Origin of the sequence: Peribacillus butanolivorans (assembly GCF_001273755.1) — a bacterium.
GTDB lineage: Bacteria > Bacillota > Bacilli > Bacillales > DSM-1321 > Peribacillus > Peribacillus butanolivorans.
In genome coordinates this window covers 565,565-582,298 of the sequence record NZ_LGYA01000005.1, presented here as the reverse complement: position 1 = coordinate 582,298, position 16,734 = coordinate 565,565, and the positions used below count along the sequence as shown (strand labels likewise).

At 38.0% G+C, this 16,734-nt stretch carries 16 protein-coding genes and 1 pseudogene; 7 read left to right on the top strand and 10 right to left on the bottom strand.

Annotated elements, in window-relative coordinates:
• Positions 1 to 44: 44 nt before the first annotated feature.
• The 6 genes from AKG34_RS28175 to purT all read right to left on the bottom strand — a co-directional run bounded on the left by AKG34_RS28175 (position 45) and on the right by purT (position 5,258).
• A complete protein-coding gene (locus AKG34_RS28175; protein ID WP_161804980.1) occupies positions 45 to 215 on the bottom strand; it encodes a hypothetical protein in 171 nt (56 codons plus the stop codon).
• 158 nt (positions 216 to 373) lie between these two features.
• A complete protein-coding gene (locus AKG34_RS24780) occupies positions 374 to 748 on the bottom strand; it encodes a nucleotide excision repair endonuclease (RefSeq protein WP_053348790.1) in 375 nt (124 codons plus the stop codon).
• Between the two features lie 345 nt (positions 749 to 1,093).
• Positions 1,094 to 1,246, bottom strand: coding sequence for a YpzG family protein (locus AKG34_RS27295; RefSeq protein WP_083450963.1), 153 nt, complete (start codon positions 1,244 to 1,246; stop codon positions 1,094 to 1,096).
• A 108-nt stretch (positions 1,247 to 1,354) separates the two neighbouring features.
• Positions 1,355 to 1,999, bottom strand: coding sequence for a DUF4352 domain-containing protein (locus AKG34_RS24775; RefSeq protein WP_053348789.1), 645 nt, complete (start codon positions 1,997 to 1,999; stop codon positions 1,355 to 1,357).
• Positions 2,000 to 2,019: 20 nt separating this feature from the next.
• Positions 2,020 to 3,393: an alkaline phosphatase gene (locus tag AKG34_RS24770; RefSeq protein WP_053348788.1), complete on the bottom strand. Its 1,374-nt coding sequence runs from the start codon at positions 3,391 to 3,393 to the stop codon at positions 2,020 to 2,022.
• Between the two features lie 707 nt (positions 3,394 to 4,100).
• Positions 4,101 to 5,258: a phosphoribosylglycinamide formyltransferase 2 gene (purT, locus tag AKG34_RS24765; RefSeq protein ID WP_053348787.1), complete on the bottom strand. Its 1,158-nt coding sequence runs from the start codon at positions 5,256 to 5,258 to the stop codon at positions 4,101 to 4,103.
• 313 nt (positions 5,259 to 5,571) lie between these two features.
• Between purT and AKG34_RS24760 the strand changes: the two genes are divergently transcribed.
• Positions 5,572 to 5,898 carry a hypothetical protein gene (locus AKG34_RS24760; RefSeq protein ID WP_236695043.1) on the top strand — a complete coding sequence of 109 codons (327 nt, stop codon included), beginning with the start codon at positions 5,572 to 5,574 and terminating at the stop codon, positions 5,896 to 5,898.
• 452 nt (positions 5,899 to 6,350) lie between these two features.
• On the opposite strand, the gene AKG34_RS24755 is transcribed toward AKG34_RS24760, so the two are convergent.
• The 3 genes from AKG34_RS24755 to katA all read right to left on the bottom strand — a co-directional run bounded on the left by AKG34_RS24755 (position 6,351) and on the right by katA (position 9,247).
• Positions 6,351 to 7,544, bottom strand: a complete 1,194-nt coding sequence (locus AKG34_RS24755) for a M14 family metallopeptidase (RefSeq protein ID WP_053348786.1) — start codon at positions 7,542 to 7,544, stop codon at positions 6,351 to 6,353.
• On the bottom strand, positions 7,484 to 7,717 hold the full coding sequence (locus AKG34_RS27775; protein WP_152952405.1) for a hypothetical protein: 234 nt from the start codon (positions 7,715 to 7,717) through the stop codon (positions 7,484 to 7,486). Before AKG34_RS27775 ends, AKG34_RS24755 begins: the two co-directional genes overlap by 61 nt.
• A 63-nt stretch (positions 7,718 to 7,780) precedes the next feature.
• Positions 7,781 to 9,247: a catalase KatA gene (katA, locus tag AKG34_RS24750; protein ID WP_053348785.1), complete on the bottom strand. Its 1,467-nt coding sequence runs from the start codon at positions 9,245 to 9,247 to the stop codon at positions 7,781 to 7,783.
• 833 nt (positions 9,248 to 10,080) lie between these two features.
• Here katA and AKG34_RS24745 point away from each other — a divergent pair.
• The 6 genes and pseudogenes from AKG34_RS24745 to AKG34_RS24720 all read left to right on the top strand — a co-directional run bounded on the left by AKG34_RS24745 (position 10,081) and on the right by AKG34_RS24720 (position 15,653).
• Entirely contained in the window at positions 10,081 to 10,968 is an 888-nt protein-coding gene (locus AKG34_RS24745) for a TetR/AcrR family transcriptional regulator (RefSeq protein ID WP_053348784.1), read from the top strand.
• Positions 10,969 to 11,125: 157 nt separating this feature from the next.
• Positions 11,126 to 11,458 carry a phage holin family protein gene (locus tag AKG34_RS24740; RefSeq protein WP_053348783.1) on the top strand — a complete coding sequence of 111 codons (333 nt, stop codon included), beginning with the start codon at positions 11,126 to 11,128 and terminating at the stop codon, positions 11,456 to 11,458.
• Between the two features lie 627 nt (positions 11,459 to 12,085).
• The gene (locus tag AKG34_RS24735) at positions 12,086 to 12,397 is read left to right on the top strand and encodes an ArsR/SmtB family transcription factor (RefSeq protein WP_053348880.1); all 312 of its coding nucleotides are present in this window, start codon (positions 12,086 to 12,088) and stop codon (positions 12,395 to 12,397) included.
• 128 nt (positions 12,398 to 12,525) lie between these two features.
• Positions 12,526 to 13,701, top strand: a complete 1,176-nt coding sequence (locus tag AKG34_RS24730) for an MFS transporter (protein WP_053348782.1) — start codon at positions 12,526 to 12,528, stop codon at positions 13,699 to 13,701.
• A gap of 22 nt (positions 13,702 to 13,723) precedes the next feature.
• A pseudogene (locus AKG34_RS24725) lies at positions 13,724 to 13,975 on the top strand (endonuclease); the annotation flags it as partial.
• A 313-nt stretch (positions 13,976 to 14,288) separates the two neighbouring features.
• The gene (locus tag AKG34_RS24720; RefSeq protein WP_053348780.1) at positions 14,289 to 15,653 is read left to right on the top strand and encodes an amino acid permease; all 1,365 of its coding nucleotides are present in this window, start codon (positions 14,289 to 14,291) and stop codon (positions 15,651 to 15,653) included.
• Positions 15,654 to 15,708: 55 nt separating this feature from the next.
• Here the strand turns inward: AKG34_RS24720 and AKG34_RS24715 are convergent, their stop codons facing one another.
• The gene (locus AKG34_RS24715; protein WP_053348779.1) at positions 15,709 to 16,572 is read right to left on the bottom strand and encodes a DUF4349 domain-containing protein; all 864 of its coding nucleotides are present in this window, start codon (positions 16,570 to 16,572) and stop codon (positions 15,709 to 15,711) included.
• Positions 16,573 to 16,734 lie beyond the last annotated feature (162 nt).

Here is a 16,734-nt window from a genome sequence, read left to right as displayed (position 1 = left end):
AGTTAATTGTACTCTCATATCCAATATTTTATTGGATTATGTTCTTATTCCGCCATTTCCAACTCTGAAGATTTTACTGTCTCTTGTTCAAAAGATTCAATCTCTCGTTGTTTCGCCAGTTTAGAAGCTTGTGACACGGACCACGTTAAATTCCCAAAGGCAATCACTGTCCCTACCGAGATAACTAACACCTTTTTACAAAGTATTTTCTTCAATAGCAACCTCCTGAAAATGTATTGGAATACTTTAAATATAAACCAACAATGTTAACCTAACATCAAGCAACTGTAAATGTACGGACTTATTTTTGTACTTTAGATGTAACAAAAAAAGCTGATTGCATAGGCAGTCAGCTTTTCATAGTTGATTCTTATTATTTATAAAACACTTTGTCGATATTGTATTTTGCATGAAGTTTGTTGATCATGTACGTTTCATAGATTTCACGTTCCATTGCGTCTTCTACAACAAGAATGTCAATTTTTTTGACTTCATTACGGTGTAACTTAATTGGAGAAACATTATCCTCGAAATGTTTTTTGACTCTTTGTCTTAATTTACGTGCTTTACCGACAAAAATCAACTCATCATTTTCGTTATAAAACATGATGATGCCGCCTTTATCACGGGGAATTAAATGAAAATCAATGAACCCGTAAATTTCTGGGATGATCGCTTCGTCTCCCTCTATTACTTGTTTCCTTTGTTTAATGCTTATATCCGCTGCAGGGATCTCAATATTTATCATTAAAAATCACGTCCTCTATTTGTGTAAGGTAAAACTTCCAACATTGGGCCTGTTTACCCTTTGATGGTTAATATGCACAAAACCAAAATTGCTGCGCCCTGTGTCAACGCCTGCAAACTTACGGCCCGGCTTTGCTTTATTCCTAAAGGTAAATGTTATCATAATTATGAAGGAAAAGCCATGCATGCCTTATTTGAACGTTTATAAGCGATATAGATTGCAATCATGGAAATCAGCGAAAGAACACATATATTAAAAACCTATATCACGGTCCTATGTATACTTTACCCCAACATATAAAGAAGAAGACCCGTTAAGAGTCTCCTTCTTTATCAGAAATATCCGTTACCACTTGTGAGCCTTTGCATTACTTTTTAGTTTAATGTTTGTTTGTGATTCTACCGTATGGCCATTTACTTGAGTATTTGAACGCTTAGGTCTTGTCCAATTATGGTGAAACTTTTGAGAATGTGGATCTAATTGACCTTTATAACTCATTCTGTATCACCTCAGCAATAGGATTTGGATATTCTGTACATGCGATAGGTCATCCCTATCACATGTACTAGTATTTGATTTTTGCAAGGCATTCATACACCACTATTATTAAAAAGAAAATTCCATGGACTTACCTTTTGAAAGGACCTCCCCTTCACTATCAACTGCATCACTTGTCATAAAGGATATTTCCTTCGCATCTTTAGCACTTAGAATAAAACCAATGTTCCCCTGCTTTGAACCATTTCCTTCTATTTCCCCGTTCAGCTCTTCTAAGTAGATGTCATCTTCCCATGTCATATGTTTCCCAGTGTTAGTTTCCAGAAAAGCCACCGGGGAAAACATAACGTTTTTATCTGAAGTGTTTTTGATTTCAACATTCACTTTTACGATATCGAATTCGTCATCATGTGTGTATCCATGAAAGAAATCAATCATACTGTAATCCGGGAAGGCATGCATCACTTTCATATCTTTGATTACTACCTCAATCGGACCGACCTTTACAGACTCATTTGACTTATCGTAGGCCTTTAGTGTAAGTTCACCTTTTGCATCGGAAACTGTTTGGCCGATTTGGTTCAGGTTCATATCATCAGGAAGCTGTGGATTCGGAACATAGACATCCTTTTTCACCAATGGCTGGGCAACTTCCTCTGTTTTTTCTTTCCCTTTTTGTTCGTCAAAAGCCGGTTGAGTGTTAAGCGCACCAAATGTGGTTAATAAAAGGGCACCAATAATTAGTTTGTTCATGGAATCCCTCCCAGAATTCATTACCTTTTCTTTAATAGATCAAAGATGATCTTAGCTTGGTCCGTATTATCAACCTGGCCGGCAAAGCGCTCTTTATATGGACCGTATGCATAGACCGGTACATCTTCACCTGTATGACCTCCAGTTGTCCAAGCGGTATTAGTCCGATTATCAAATATTGCTTCTATAGCGTTGTCGATGTTCGTCACATTTTTTGTTTTAGCCGCATCTGAAACCGTTTTGATTTCATCGTTAGTTAGCTTGACTTTATTTTGATCGATATATTGTTTTAACGTCTTTTCTACATCTGCGCCTTTTACGATCGCATCAGCCATAAAGTCAGGTGTACGTTTAGCAGCCTTAATCGGTTCACCGAACCAGTTATAAATACCCTTTGCTCCAATCGAGAATCCTCCAGTAGAATGGTCAGCAGTCGCCACTACCAAGGTATGCTTGTCTTTCTTCGCAAATTCAATGGCGGCTTTGTATGCTTTTTCAAAGTCCTCCATTTCACTCATCGCACCTACAATGTCATTGTCATGTCCAGCCCAATCGACTTGGCTTCCTTCAACCATCAAGAAGAACCCATCTTTATCTTTGTTTAAACGCTGAATGGCTGAATTTGTCATGTCTTTCAAAGAAGGAGTTTCGTTTGGACGATCAATCATTTTCGGAAGTCCTTCTGGAGCAAACAAACCAAGAACCTGTTTATTTGTATCCTTTAACATTTGATTTTTATCGGTTACATAACTATAGCCATCTTTTTTGAAGGCTTTCGTCAAATCAATATCCGGTCGGACAAAATTGGATTTCCCACCACCTAGCAGGACGTCAATTTTATGTTTGCCATTAATTAATTCCTTATAATAATCATCTGCAATAGAATTCATGTTTTTCCGGCTTTCATCATGTGCACCAAAAGAGGCTGGTGTGGCATGAGTGATTTCCGAAGTCGCAACAAGTCCAGTCGCTTTTCCTCTTTCTTTTGCAGCTTCCAACACCGTTTTGACCTCGGATTTATCATTATCAACAGCGATTGCAGCGTTATAGGTTTTCACACCGGCAGACATCGCCGTTGCTGCTGAAGCTGAATCCGTTATGTTTTGTGCAGAATCCTCAGGGTATGTCATCTGCTGACCAACCAAGTATTTATCAAACTCTGTTCTTTCTGCAACTGAAGTAGAAGGATTATCTTTTAAATACCTGTAAGCGGAGGTATAGGAAACACCCATGCCGTCACCTATCAAGAAAATGACGTTTCTAATTTCAGGTGATTTCTGTGATTTTTCCTTTGCCAACGCATCTTCATTAGTTGTGGACCATGTTAAACTTCCAATTGCTAAGGCAGAAACGAGGGTAATAGGCAAAAATCTTTTACTCAATTTACTCTTCAAAAAAATGACCTCCCATAAATTAGTTCGTATATTTAATTAAACTATAAGGGAAGAAGATGAACCTAATGTCAAGGAAATGTAAAAATGTAGCGGTTTAATTGTTAAGACAGGGTAAATACAAATTAGGAAAAGACGGAGTCATCGTAATATAGTTCCAGGTGGACAGCTTCAATATACGGATGCCAGTTCTGCTACTTCAGATGAAGTTTTCCAGATGATAAGAGAAAGTACTCCACTCCAAAAAGTGACTGCCACTGAAAAGGCAGCCGATGCTGTGTTATTCTTCACATCCCCCTGAAGCCGGGTTGTGACTGGTCGAACTTAGTTGCGGATGGCAGCTTGATTATGGATTAACCATGGAGATGGACAATCATGTCTAAAGTAAAAAAAAGCGCTCTATTCCAGAGCGCTTTACTCCTATATTTAAAACAAAAAAGACTGTAGGCAAAAGCGGTTAAATTTAATTGTTAAAACAAAGTTGATTGGAACGGAAGGTGCGAGACTCCTGCGGGAAAAGCGCGTCCAAGGGAGACCCCACAGGCGCAAAGGCGCCGAGGAGGCTCCCGGACCGCCCGCGGAAAGCGAGTGCCTGGAGTGGAAATCAACGTTCGAATTTTTAAAACCCTTAAAAAAAACTGTAGACAAACTCGATTTCCATCGAGTTTGTCTACAGTCTGAAGCGCTCTATTCCAGAGCGCTTTTTAATATTACTTCTCTACCTTCAAATATTCCAAAGCACGGGCTGCATTCACTCGCGCAATTTCGACTGAATCGGCGGAAGATAAAGCAACAGCTACCCTTCTACCAACCTTCGTGACCGGTTTTCCAAAGACGCGCACTTGTGTATTCGGCAAAGCCAAGGCTTGTTCAACACCAACTATAGAATATTCCGATAACTCGACTGGCGCTTTTAACGGACGGCTGGCTCCTGGAGAAATCAGCGTGATTTCTGGAATTGGAAACCCTAGAATTGCTCGTACATGCAGGGCAAACTCCGATAAATTTTGGGTAGCTAATGTCACTAGCCCTGTATCATGCGGGCGTGGAGAAACTTCACTGAAATAGACTTTATCTCCAGATAGGAAAAGTTCTACCCCAAATAATCCGTATCCTCCAAGTTCATCTGTAATGGCCTGGGCAATTCTTTTCGCCTCTACGATTTGTGCTTCTGTCATATTATGAGGTTGCCAAGATTCAATATAGTCCCCACCCTGCTGAATATGACCGATTGGAGCACAAAACATCGTTCCATTTACTGCACGAACAGTAAGGAGCGTGATTTCTGAATCAAAACGAATAAATTCTTCAATTATCACTCGTCCATTTTGAACCCGGCCGCCTTCCATCGCAATTTTCCAACATTCTTCAAGATCATCTTCCGTACGGCAGACACTTTGCCCTTTCCCTGAAGAACTCATTAGCGGTTTTACGACATTAGGAAACCCAATCTCTTTGGCAGCTTGGACAAATTCTTCATATGTATCAGCAAATTGGTAAGCAGCAGTTGGAAGCTCTAGTGTTTCAGAAGCCAACCTTCTAATTCCTTCACGATCCATTGTTAACTTAGCCGCTCTTGCTGTTGGAATGACATGAAAGCCCTCATCCTCTAATTTGATTAATTCAGATGTGGCAATAGCCTCAATTTCCGGCACAATTAAATCGGGTTGTTCTTTTTCAACAATTTCCCTAAGCTGATTCGCATCCAGCATATCGATGACATAACTTCGATGAGCAACTTGCATTGCAGGTGCCTGTTCATAGCGGTCTACGGCAACGGTCTCTACACCAAGACGCTGTGCTTCAAGAATGACCTCTTTACCTAATTCACCCGAACCTAATAATAAAATCTTTTTCGATTTATACATCCAGTCTCTCCCCCTCTATGTCTTCAAAACCATTATATACGAACTATAAATGAATAAACACAAAATTTTATTCGTCTTTTCATTTATTTTTCTCTATTAATAGCAAGTGAACGTAATAAATACGGGTTTTTTAAGAAATAAAACGCTTAATACAAAAACCTGCATTTAATTCATACTTGACAACTAAGTTTAATATGTTTTATGCTGGTTTTATATAATAAATATATCGGCTGACTAGTTCACTAGAGGCTCTCTATTCAACAACATGAATAGGGGGCCTTTTCGTTATTATCAAATGAGGGAGGAATTGACTTTGCAAAAAGAATTACTAAGGCCTATGTTCCCTATTATGAAGGAGAAAAAAAATACCCGCTTAGAAGAGATGGAGTACCTCCATCTGCCTGATAGAAAATTTTTTCAATGGTGCCAGCAGCAATATTCGCTGAATAAAGGAGTTTACAATACGATTGATAATTGGTTTTATGAATATGGTATCATCCATATCCTTAACCGTCGGATCAACCTTTTAGCCTTCTTGGAATTTGCTGCTTCTCCAGAACAGGAAGCTGGAAAAACAAAGTTCATTAAATTTGGCAATGGCGGCCTAACAAAAAAACTTCAGGAATTCATCGCTCGTTAACATGGTTAATACTAAAGAATCCCACCTCAGTGAGAAGTCAAATTTCCCTTCACTAAGGTGGGTATACAGGAGTAGATGTCGAAATTTGTTCTACGATTTTTTTGTAAATGTAAGCGCTTTCTATTATAATAAACTTAGGTTGGATGGCATGCGTGGCCGTCAATGTATCTGGCGTAGGTGGGGCCGATACTAGCGCTAAAGGAGTCAAGCTTCTTTACCGTAAAACTATTAGTATACCTTTTAGGTAAGGGCTGCAATTTAAGCAATACGAATGCTGGAGAAAAATCGTTACTTTTAGGCTTAAAAACGAGTTAATCATGCAATCAATAAGGCAATTCAAACTTTACCTTATTATTGAAGCAGCCCTCATCATCGTTTCCGGTCTAATAGTCTATAGGACTAAAAGCTCTTCCCCTAAAGACCAGGAGTTGAGCTTTTTCACATGGACAAATTCACATATACAAACCAGCTAGAAAAATCCCCAGCGTTTTCTGATAAATCTCATCAAATTGTGTTAAAGGAAGCGGGTTTTTTCCTTTGCCGAGCTCAACGGTAAACCCTGGCCTCCGCCAATCCTGAATAAACCAATCCTTATATCCTGCATAACTATTAGCGGATTTGACGGGCTCATAACCGCTGACCCTCGCAAATTCATTGACGATCGTTTTAGACTCGGGTGGTTCCAAATCTTCAAACCCCCAATAAATGACCTCCCCTTGGGTATGAAAAGCAAGCACTCTGTCAAAATCCCGTTTTCTTGTCAAATCAGCCATCGCAATTGCCTCTGGCTGCGTTAGCGGACCTTTTCCAGAATAATTTGCTGGTCCTGGCTTCGTGACCATATTGCGAGCTTGTTCTAGCTCCCATTTGGCGGGAAACTGATCATTCAGATCGACTCCATTGATATTAGCTTTCCAGCCAGAAAAATCCTCGCTATTATTATTCCATTCCACGAGCTGTGATTTCAATGAGGCATCAGCAGGTGGTCCTTTTAGAACCAGCTCCACTCCATCAGGATTCACCATCGGAACGAGAGATAGCATCGTCTGCTGATAATAAGGGAATAGAGATAGACTGCGGATCCCAGTTTGATTCGTGATTGCCATTAAATAATCATTTAAAAAAGTCATAATCACAGGGGTCGTAATCCACTCATTTGCATGAAATGAACCATTATAGTGCACTCGTTTGTCACCATTCCCAATCAGCACTTCAGGGATCTCCTTCCCGAGAACCGAATCTCCAATCGAGGATGTTTTAATAAAAGGATAGATGCTTTTCAGTCGTTTTACATCATTCATCATCGTTTGATAGTCATATTCCTGATTTCCTTGAACAAGCCTCCAAGTAATCCTTAATGGTACAGAAATCGTCTGGCCAATTTGCAAGGCATTCGCATTGAGACTAGGATTAACCAAAAATAGTGCATCCAATGGAAGATTGCGTGATTTGGCAATCGCCCATAAGGAATCCCCTTTCTTAATATGATGACCAGTCGTCGTAAAGCCTGGAATTTTGATCTTCTGTCCTATCATGAGGGCAAGAGGATCAATCCCGCTATTGGAATCAATTATCAGTTGATAATTCACATTGAATAATTGGCTATAATGCCACAAGGAATCATTCTGCCGCACAAAAACGTCCATTCTGCACCTCCACTTATCCAAATGTATGCTGATTTGGCCAAATTATTGCCAATTTTCATCCCAATAATGGGTTGTGCCAATACACAAATACAAACCGCTTTGGTTGGCAGCACTGTCATATTGGTCAAATAACCCAGCCCAATTTTCTCCACATCAAGCCGTTTAACCTTCAAATTAATACAGGCACCCATTTATAAATGGATGCCTGTTTGCTTTTTGTTAAGATTAAGAATTCATTATTTTATGCTTCTTGCTTCTTCTGGTACTGCTAAGCCTAGACCTTCAGCAACGCGTGTTCCGTATTCTGGATCAGCTTTGTAGAAATGGCCAATTTGGCGAAGTTTGATTTCTTCTAATTCGACTGGTTTCATTGCTCCCACAATAGTTTCTACAAGTCTAGTTTTTTCTTCTTCACTCAATAGACGGTATAAGTCACCTGCTTGAGTGTAGTGGTCATCACTGTTATGTCCTACTTGTGCAACTTGCCCAGTCACTTCAAATGGAGTGGTTTTATTTTCAGCTGTTTCAGTAGGGCCATCAAAGCTATTAGGCTCATAATAAACTGAACCCTTGCCATTGTCATCCGCACGCATGAAGCCATCACGTTGATAGTTGTTTGCTTCCACTTTCGGACGGTTAACCGGAAGTTGGTTGTGGTTAGAACCAACACGGTAACGGTGTGCATCACCATATGCAAATAGACGTCCTTGAAGCATTTTGTCTGGAGAAGCTTCAATTCCTGGTACGAATGTTCCTGGTGAGAACGTAGCTTGCTCTACTTCTGCAAAATAGTTTTCAGGATTCCTATTCAATTCCATCCGGCCAAGTTCGATTAACGGGTAATCTTTTTGAGACCATACTTTTGTTACATCAAATGGATCGAAACGGTAGGTATCTGCATCTTCCAAAGGCATGATTTGTACGTATAATTTCCATGCAGGGAAGTCGCCTTTTTCAATTGCATTGAAAAGATCTTCCGTATGGTAATCAGGGTTTTCACCCGCAAGTTTTGCAGCAAGATTCACATCAAGGTTTTTGATGCCTTGTTCTGTCTTAAAGTGATATTTCACCCAAACACCTTGTCCTTCATCATTCACCCATTTAAATGTATGGCTTCCAAAACCATGTGTATGACGAAGTGTAGCCGGAATGCCTCGGTCAGACATTAGAATCGTTACTTGGTGTAGAGATTCTGGTGAATGTGACCAAAAATCCCAGACCGCAGTCGGGTTTTTCAAATGTGTTCTTGGATCTCTCTTTTGTGTATGGATGAAATCGGGGAATTTGATCGCATCGCGGATAAAGAATACAGGCGTATTGTTACCAACGATATCGTAGTTTCCTTCTTCCGTGTAGAATTTAACAGCAAATCCACGTGGATCACGAACTGTATCAGCTGAGCCTAATTCGCCAGCTACTGTAGAAAAACGGATAAATAAATCTGTCTTCTTGCCAACACCATTGAAAAGTTTAGCTTTCGTATACTTAGAAAGGTCGTTCGTTACTTCGAAAGTACCGAATGCACCGGCACCTTTTGCATGAACTACACGTTCAGGCACACGTTCACGGTTAAAGTGCGCTAATTTTTCTAATAAGTGTACATCTTGAATGAGTACAGGGCCACGTTGTCCCGCAGTGATTGAATTTTGGTTATCTCCAACTGGTGCACCCCAGCTAGTTGTAAGGTTTGTCTTATTAGTCATAATTGAACCACCTTTTCATTATTATTTATGTATATAATGATAAGCCTTATCAGAAAAAAATCAATACTTATTTATAATAATTTTAATATAATAATTAATTCATTAAGGTTGTAATTGTTTATACTTTTATTTTAAATCCAGTAAAAGGAAATATCAAATTTTATAAATCGCTTTACTACAATTTTCTTCGATTTTTTCATCCCTTTTACTGGTATTTCACTTCAATGTCACTTTTCCTTCATACTGCATGATTTTATCATTTCTATATCTAATAGGATATTAAACGAGAATGAAGATAAGTTTAAGTATCTTCCATAATTTTCTTAAAAATTGGATAAATCTAGCTCACTCTCTCATTTTATAACAAAGCATAAGATTCGCATGTGACAATGTTCACTTCTATTTCCTTTTTTTAAATCACAAGCAAAACAGCAAAACAGCTACCATCCTTATAAAAGGAATGGCAGCTCTAAAAACTAATGCTTTTATCTTTTTTGTGAGATTCCGGTATCTGATCAAACACACTTTATGAAGAACGTAAAAAAACTCCACACCTAATCGATGGTAGAGCCACATTCACTAAAGTTTAGTTTAGGAAAGCTATGAATCCACCGTTATGAAGGTCGCTATCTACCCTATTCAGTGGTCGTTTTATTGATGTTGAACTCTATTACTTTTTCTTCTATTAAACTTATCGTTCATTTTTCCTGACACTACTCCCTTCCCTAGAATTAAGCAATAAAACAATTGTGAAAATACTGGTTTGTGTTCGTATAAAAAATAAGATACTATTACGTTAAAATGACCGTCCAATAAGAGTAAGGGTGATTTATATGAATGAACGGAAACAACTTGTAGTTAAGTATGCACACCAGTTATTTATTGAAAAGGGTTATCAAGCAACATCTATTCAGGATATTTTGGACTATAGCGGTATTTCAAAAGGGACATTTTATAACTACTTTTCTTCTAAAAGTGAACTGCTTAAAGCTGTCTTTATCTCTACCCAAGAAAAATTCGAACATGAAAGTAATGAACTATTAATCGGTCAAAATGTTGCGGATATTGAAATATTCATCAAACAATCTGAATTACAAATACACTCCAATAGAAGTAATAAACTATTTTCCTTATTTGAAGAAATAATGATTTCAAATGATACCGAACTTAAAAACTTTATTACACATGCAAAATTCAAACATATACATTGGCTATCAAAACGGTTTCTAGAAATATTCGGCGAAGAGAAAAAACCTTATATATTAGATTGTGCCATACTTTATTCAGGGATGATGCACCAAACCATTCATTTTAATGCGTTAGCTAAAGAGCCTGATTTCAACCCTACTGAAATAATTCGTTATTGTGTTGATAGGCTTAAAACTCTTTTCGATGATGTGAGCCAATCAGGAGTACAGCTTCTCGATCCTGATTATATAAAGCAATGGTTGCCAGAATGTTTCGATACGAAACAGGATTTTCACACTGCTCTCCTTCACTCTACAGCCGAACTTAAAAAAGTCATCTTAAAACTTTTCCAAGATGAAGCAGAACGGGTAAAACACTTAAAATTAGTGCACTTTATCCAAGAAGAATTTCTGCAAAAAGGTGAGCCGCGCCACTTTCTTATCGAAAGTGCTCTGCTATCTTTAAACACAAATTTAAAGCTTAAAAACTCAAAAGAATTGAGTGATTTCGAAAAGATTATCGCTAGTAACTAAACTGGTTAAAGCCCCAATTATGGGGCTTTTTATTTTCTGCAAGAAAACGTATTCGAATCGTTATTTTTTTGTGACAATTCAGCAAACATATAACTGAAATTCATAAAATTTTAGTATAATGACTAGTGTAGAATAGTGTCTTCAGGAGGAGTTTTTCATGAATATAATAATGCGATTTCTTATCAACGGGTTGATTTTACTCGTTATTGACTGGCTTCTCGACTCCATCACGATAAAATCTTATGGTACAGCCCTACTGGCGGTTTTTATATTATCAATCATGAACATGCTAGTTAAACCAATTCTTCAACTTATCGCTTTGCCGATCACTATCCTAACCTTCGGCTTGTTTTCGTTCATTATCAATGCCTTCACGTTCCAAATTACATCCTATGTTGTCAGTGGCTTTGAAATAGAATCTTTTTGGGGAGCCCTAATCGGTTCATTGTTATTAAGTTTCATCCAAAGTCTTATTATAAAAAAAGAGTAGAAAAACCGTCAGTAGAATGCTGACGGTTTTTCGTTTTCATTACTATTTCCATAACACCCTTCGATATTTCCCGGGCTATTCCCCTAAATTCCCCTATTATGTAATAGCTTTATTCGCTCATTTTTGACACCGGTTATGGTGGTGAAAGATTAGATTTTAACCCAAATTCAGAGCGAAAGAAGGAGGGAATCTGAGCATAAAAGACAGCATAAATCTTGGCTTATGTTTTCTGAACATGTCATTCCTTCATAAATCGATTCACTCCCATTTCCATCGAAATCGGTATGTACGGTTATGCTTATGGATAAAAGACTCTTCTTCCTTGTTACTGAGTGAATATTTCACCCATCCCGGCTTAAAAGATGTATCTGCCATGGATTCAGTGGGTGACAGAACCGGGGTTGGCTCCTACCATGACTCTGCCAGCTGAAAATCAGGGTCTTCGCATCATCGATGACCCTACAGAAATATCGAAAGGACTACTACTGTACGACTTTCGATAAGAGCTTAATTCACTATGTAGATTCACTTTTTTCGTGTTACTTTTTCCGCATCTTCAAATTACTTATCGGTGAAAACGGTAAACTTTACATTTACAAATCTATAAAAATAGATATAATGATTTATATGGAACCTTTATTAATTTATAAAGCTTTGTCAAATGATACTCGTCGTCAAATTTTGCTATGGCTAAAAAACCCAGAGAAGTTCTTTAATGAAAAGCCTTATTTTCAACAAGGGCTAAATTTTAAAGTTGGTGTATGTGTGGGAGATATTCAGGTTAAATCGGGGCTTGCACAATCTGTCATCTCTAGTTATTTGTTAACCATGCAAAAAGCTGGGCTGTTGGAATCTGAGCGAATCGGAAAGTGGACCTATTATCGTCGGAATGAAAAAACAATACATGAATTTTCCGAGTACATTCAAAAAGAACTATAAAATAAACGTAAAGGAGGTCATTCTTTTTTTGTTTTTACATATCTAGATATACAGATATTTAATTTTATAAATGATTTATATCTATATATAAATTAAGAAATATACAATAAGAATGGAGATTTGTATTAATGAAAAAAGTTAACCCTTTGCTTATTATTATGTTGGCTCTAGGCGTATTCGGCATTATTACAACTGAAATGGGTATTGTGGGAGTTCTACCCCAGATAACTCAAAAATTTAATATAACAACTTCACAAGCCGGATTACTTGTAAGTATATTTGCTTTAATCGTTGCCATTTCAGGTCCATTCTTGACATTACTCACTTCTGGAATTAATCGTAAAGTAATTCTATTAACCTCAGTGTTTATGTTCACGATTTCGAATATTATTTATGCATGTACAACGAAATTTGATATCATGCTAGTTTTCCGTATACTACCCGCTATTTTTCATCCTGTCTTTTTTTCGATAGCCCTTGTGACTGCTGCCAAACTTGTTCCTCCGGAAAAAAGTAACCAAGCAGTTACAAAGGTTTTTGCCGGAATTACTTTCGGATTTGCATTTGGCGTACCTTTAACTTCTTATTTCGCGGAACAGTTTTCGTTAGAAACTGCTTTCTTATTTGGGGCTGTTGTAAATGCGATTGCTTTTGTAGGAATATTAATGTGGCTTCCTTCCATGCCTAATGAGGAAAAAATGTCTTATGGAATGCAGCTTGGAATATTACGTAAACCGGGATTATGGTTAAACATCGCAGCCGTTATGTTTATCTTTGCAGCGATGTTTTCTGTGTACAGCTACTTTGCCGAATATTTGGGACAATTAACACATATGAATGGTTCTTTGATTAGTGTAATGTTGATGGCGTTTGGTCTAATCATGATTTTTGGGAATTTTTTGTTTGGTGGATTCTTGCAAAAAAGCATAACTAAGACCGTAATAATGTTTCCCCTTCTATATATAGTAATTTATTTATTCGCTTATTATTTGGACTCTTATTTAATTCCGATGATTCTAATGGTTTTCATTTGGGGAATAGTGCATTCTGGTGGTCTAATTGTCAGTCAAACATGGTTGACAACTGAAGCGAAGGAAGCACCTGAATTCGGCAACAGCTTGTTTGTCTCATTTTCCAATCTTGGAATTACTTTGGGGGCATCTATTGGTGGTTGGTTTATTTCTCACTTGGGAATACATCAACTCATCTGGAGCGGAATTGTGTTTGCATTACTAGCTTTCTTATTGATTATGATAAAAATTAATATTTTCAGTTCAAACATAGAAGGAGCTAACGTAGCGTAGGTTCGTGAATTGAATGGACAGCGAAATTGCCCGAATACTGTTTTATATGGCCGTTCATTACGGTGATAGTGGTGAATTTGATTTAGAACTAAATAATCAAGTGAACAACCGCACCAATCCTTATAGAAAGTTGGAGGTCCTGCCGGAATGGAACGAACAGGCCCCAGTAGATACCTTTGAACGTAATCGAAATGCAGCCATTTATAATAAATATCAGCATAATCGCAACCCATTCATTGATCATCAGGAGTGGGCCTCATCCATCTGGCAGTAAGAGGAAAGAGCTGTCCTGTTTTTCAGGGCAGCTCTTTCCTCTTATAAAGTCTAAATTTTTAGAAAAATCACATAATTATACTTTCTCCGAATAGCAATCTATTTAAATATTATAAAAATTTCAACTTTTTTTACATAGCTAATGCCTTTTATAGTAAGCGTTTTCATTTTTTTACTTTACAAACTTTCTATTAAAATATATTATTTAGTTGTAATATTATGTGAAAAATCAATAAATAATATTGATTAGCCTCTACTAGTGATAAAATGCTAGAAAGAGAAAATTACACTCCAACAAAGAAAAGGGGAAAATTATGCAAAACTCCAAAGATTCTCAACTGCACAGAGGATTGGAAGAAAGACACATCGCATTAATGTCTCTTGGCGCAGCCATTGGAGTCGGTTTATTTCTCGGCTCGGCATCTGCGATTAAATTAGCCGGCCCAGCTATTATTATTTCGTATGCAATTGGCGGGCTTATGATCTATCTTATCATGCGGGCACTAGGGGAAATGGCGATAAAAAATCCAGTCGCAGGCTCTTTTAGTCGCTATGCAAGCGAATATGTCGGCCCTCTTGCCGGATATATAACCGGTTGGAATTACTGGTTCGTTTGGATTGCCACCTGTATGGCTGAAATTACAGCAGTCGGAATTTATATGCAGTTTTGGTTTCCAGGGACCCCACAATGGGCTTGGGCATTAGCGGCTCTTGCCATTATGACAACGATTAACTTTCTTGCTGTAAAGGCTTATGGTGAATTGGAGTTTTGGTTTGCCTTAATTAAAATTGTTACGATTATTCTAATGATTGTTCTTGGGTTTGGAATGATTCTCTTTGGACTCGGAAACGGTGGAATCGCAGTCGGATTCGGCAACCTTGTAGAAAATGGCGGTTTTTTCCCTAATGGAATTTCCGGTGTCATCCTCTCTTTCCAAATGGTCATGTTCGCCTATTTGGGAATTGAAATGCTCGGGGTAACTGCAGGTGAAGTCAAAAACCCAGAAAAATCTTTAAAAAGAGCCATCGATACAGTCTTTTATCGAATTTTACTTTTTTACGTTTTAGCTTTAACTGTCATTTTATCGATTACTCCATGGGATCAAATGAATGGAAAGGACAGCCCATTCGTTATGATGTTTGATAAAATTGGTATACCAGGTGCAGCAGGAATCATTCAGTTTGTCGTACTGACAGCAGCCCTTTCATCTTGTAACAGCGGGATCTTTAGTACAGGCAGAATGTTGTTTAACCTAGCACAGCAAGGGGAATCACCAAAAAGCTTCCAACGTACAACAAAGACAGGCGTTCCAGGTGTTGCCATTATTGTTTCGGCTGTCGTGCTTCTATTCGGCGTCTACCTTAACTATATGGAAGCGGATAAGGTCTTCGGTTACGTAACAAGTGTTGCTACATTCGGTGCCCTCTGGACATGGGGAACTATTCTTGTTACACAGATTATCTCAAGAAAGAAAATGAGTCCGGGAGAAAAACAAGGCTTAACGTATAAGATGCCGTTATTCCCACTCACTTCTTATTTCGCTCTTGCTTTTCTAGTATTTGTAATGGTCATACTCGGCTTTTCAGCAGATACCAGAATCGCCTTGATCGTCGGTCCGATTTGGATCATATTGCTTGTAGTCTTGTATTATGTATCCGGTTTGCATAAGAGAAAATAATAAATAGATACAGGGTGTCCTATCAACTTGGACACCCTTTTTTTATGATTTATATTTATCCTTTTCTCCTTCTTTTTAGCGTCCAATAAATTACAGCACCCACTACGCCTAAAATAATGAGGACCGGCAAGTTTCCTATAATAAAAACAATCAGTCCTGAAACTGCTTTAAGTAAAAAGTTCGCACTCGTTGCGAATTGCTTCTTCGTTCTCTCCCATGTATTCAATTTTTTATTATCAATACCTGGCACAATAATATGGTCTTGCGATAAAGATATTGTTACCGTTGAAAACGAGGTTTGGTTTTCAAGATACTTTATTTGCCCAACTAGCTGCTCTATCTCCTCTTGGACAGTGGCAAGATCGGATGATATTTTCAGCAAATCTTCCGTTTTCTTAGCATCCTTCATGAATGCAAGTAACCTCTCTTCCACAGCCCGCTTTGATTTCAGTCTTGCCTTTAAATCTACATACTGCTCTGTTACATCCTGGCCTGTCACATTTCTTTCGACCACTTCTGAAGCCTGCCCCTCGGTATCAACGAGAAAATCCTGAAAACGAGCTTCCGGAATCCGTACTGTAATCGAACCTTCTACCATCTCTTCATCTTCCCTGTATACATTCGACTCTACAACATAGCCCCCGTATTCGTTCGCCTTTCTTTCAATCTTCATTTGTGTTTTTTCAAGATTTTTCACTTTCAACTTAAGCTGTGCTTGATGGATGACCATTCTTTCATTTGTTGCCGCTTCTTTTTCCGCCTGCTTATCAGAAGCCTGTTCTCCAGATAAGGAGGCGTCCATTTTACTTTCCACTTTTCCTTCCTGTGACTTCGATAAGGATTCTTCTTTATCATTACTACTGCATGCCCCCAATAAAAGAAACAAGCTGAAAATAAGTATCACTTTTTTTCGATTCATCGGTATTCCTCCTTCACTTAACATTACCGACGAATAATTTGGAAGAAAGTTACACTTCATTTGTTTTGTTTTAATGATAAAAGGTAGTGATACAACAATTTCCAAATTATGTATGAGGAAAGGGGGTAATATTATGGACTATAGAAAATTAGCTAAATGTGT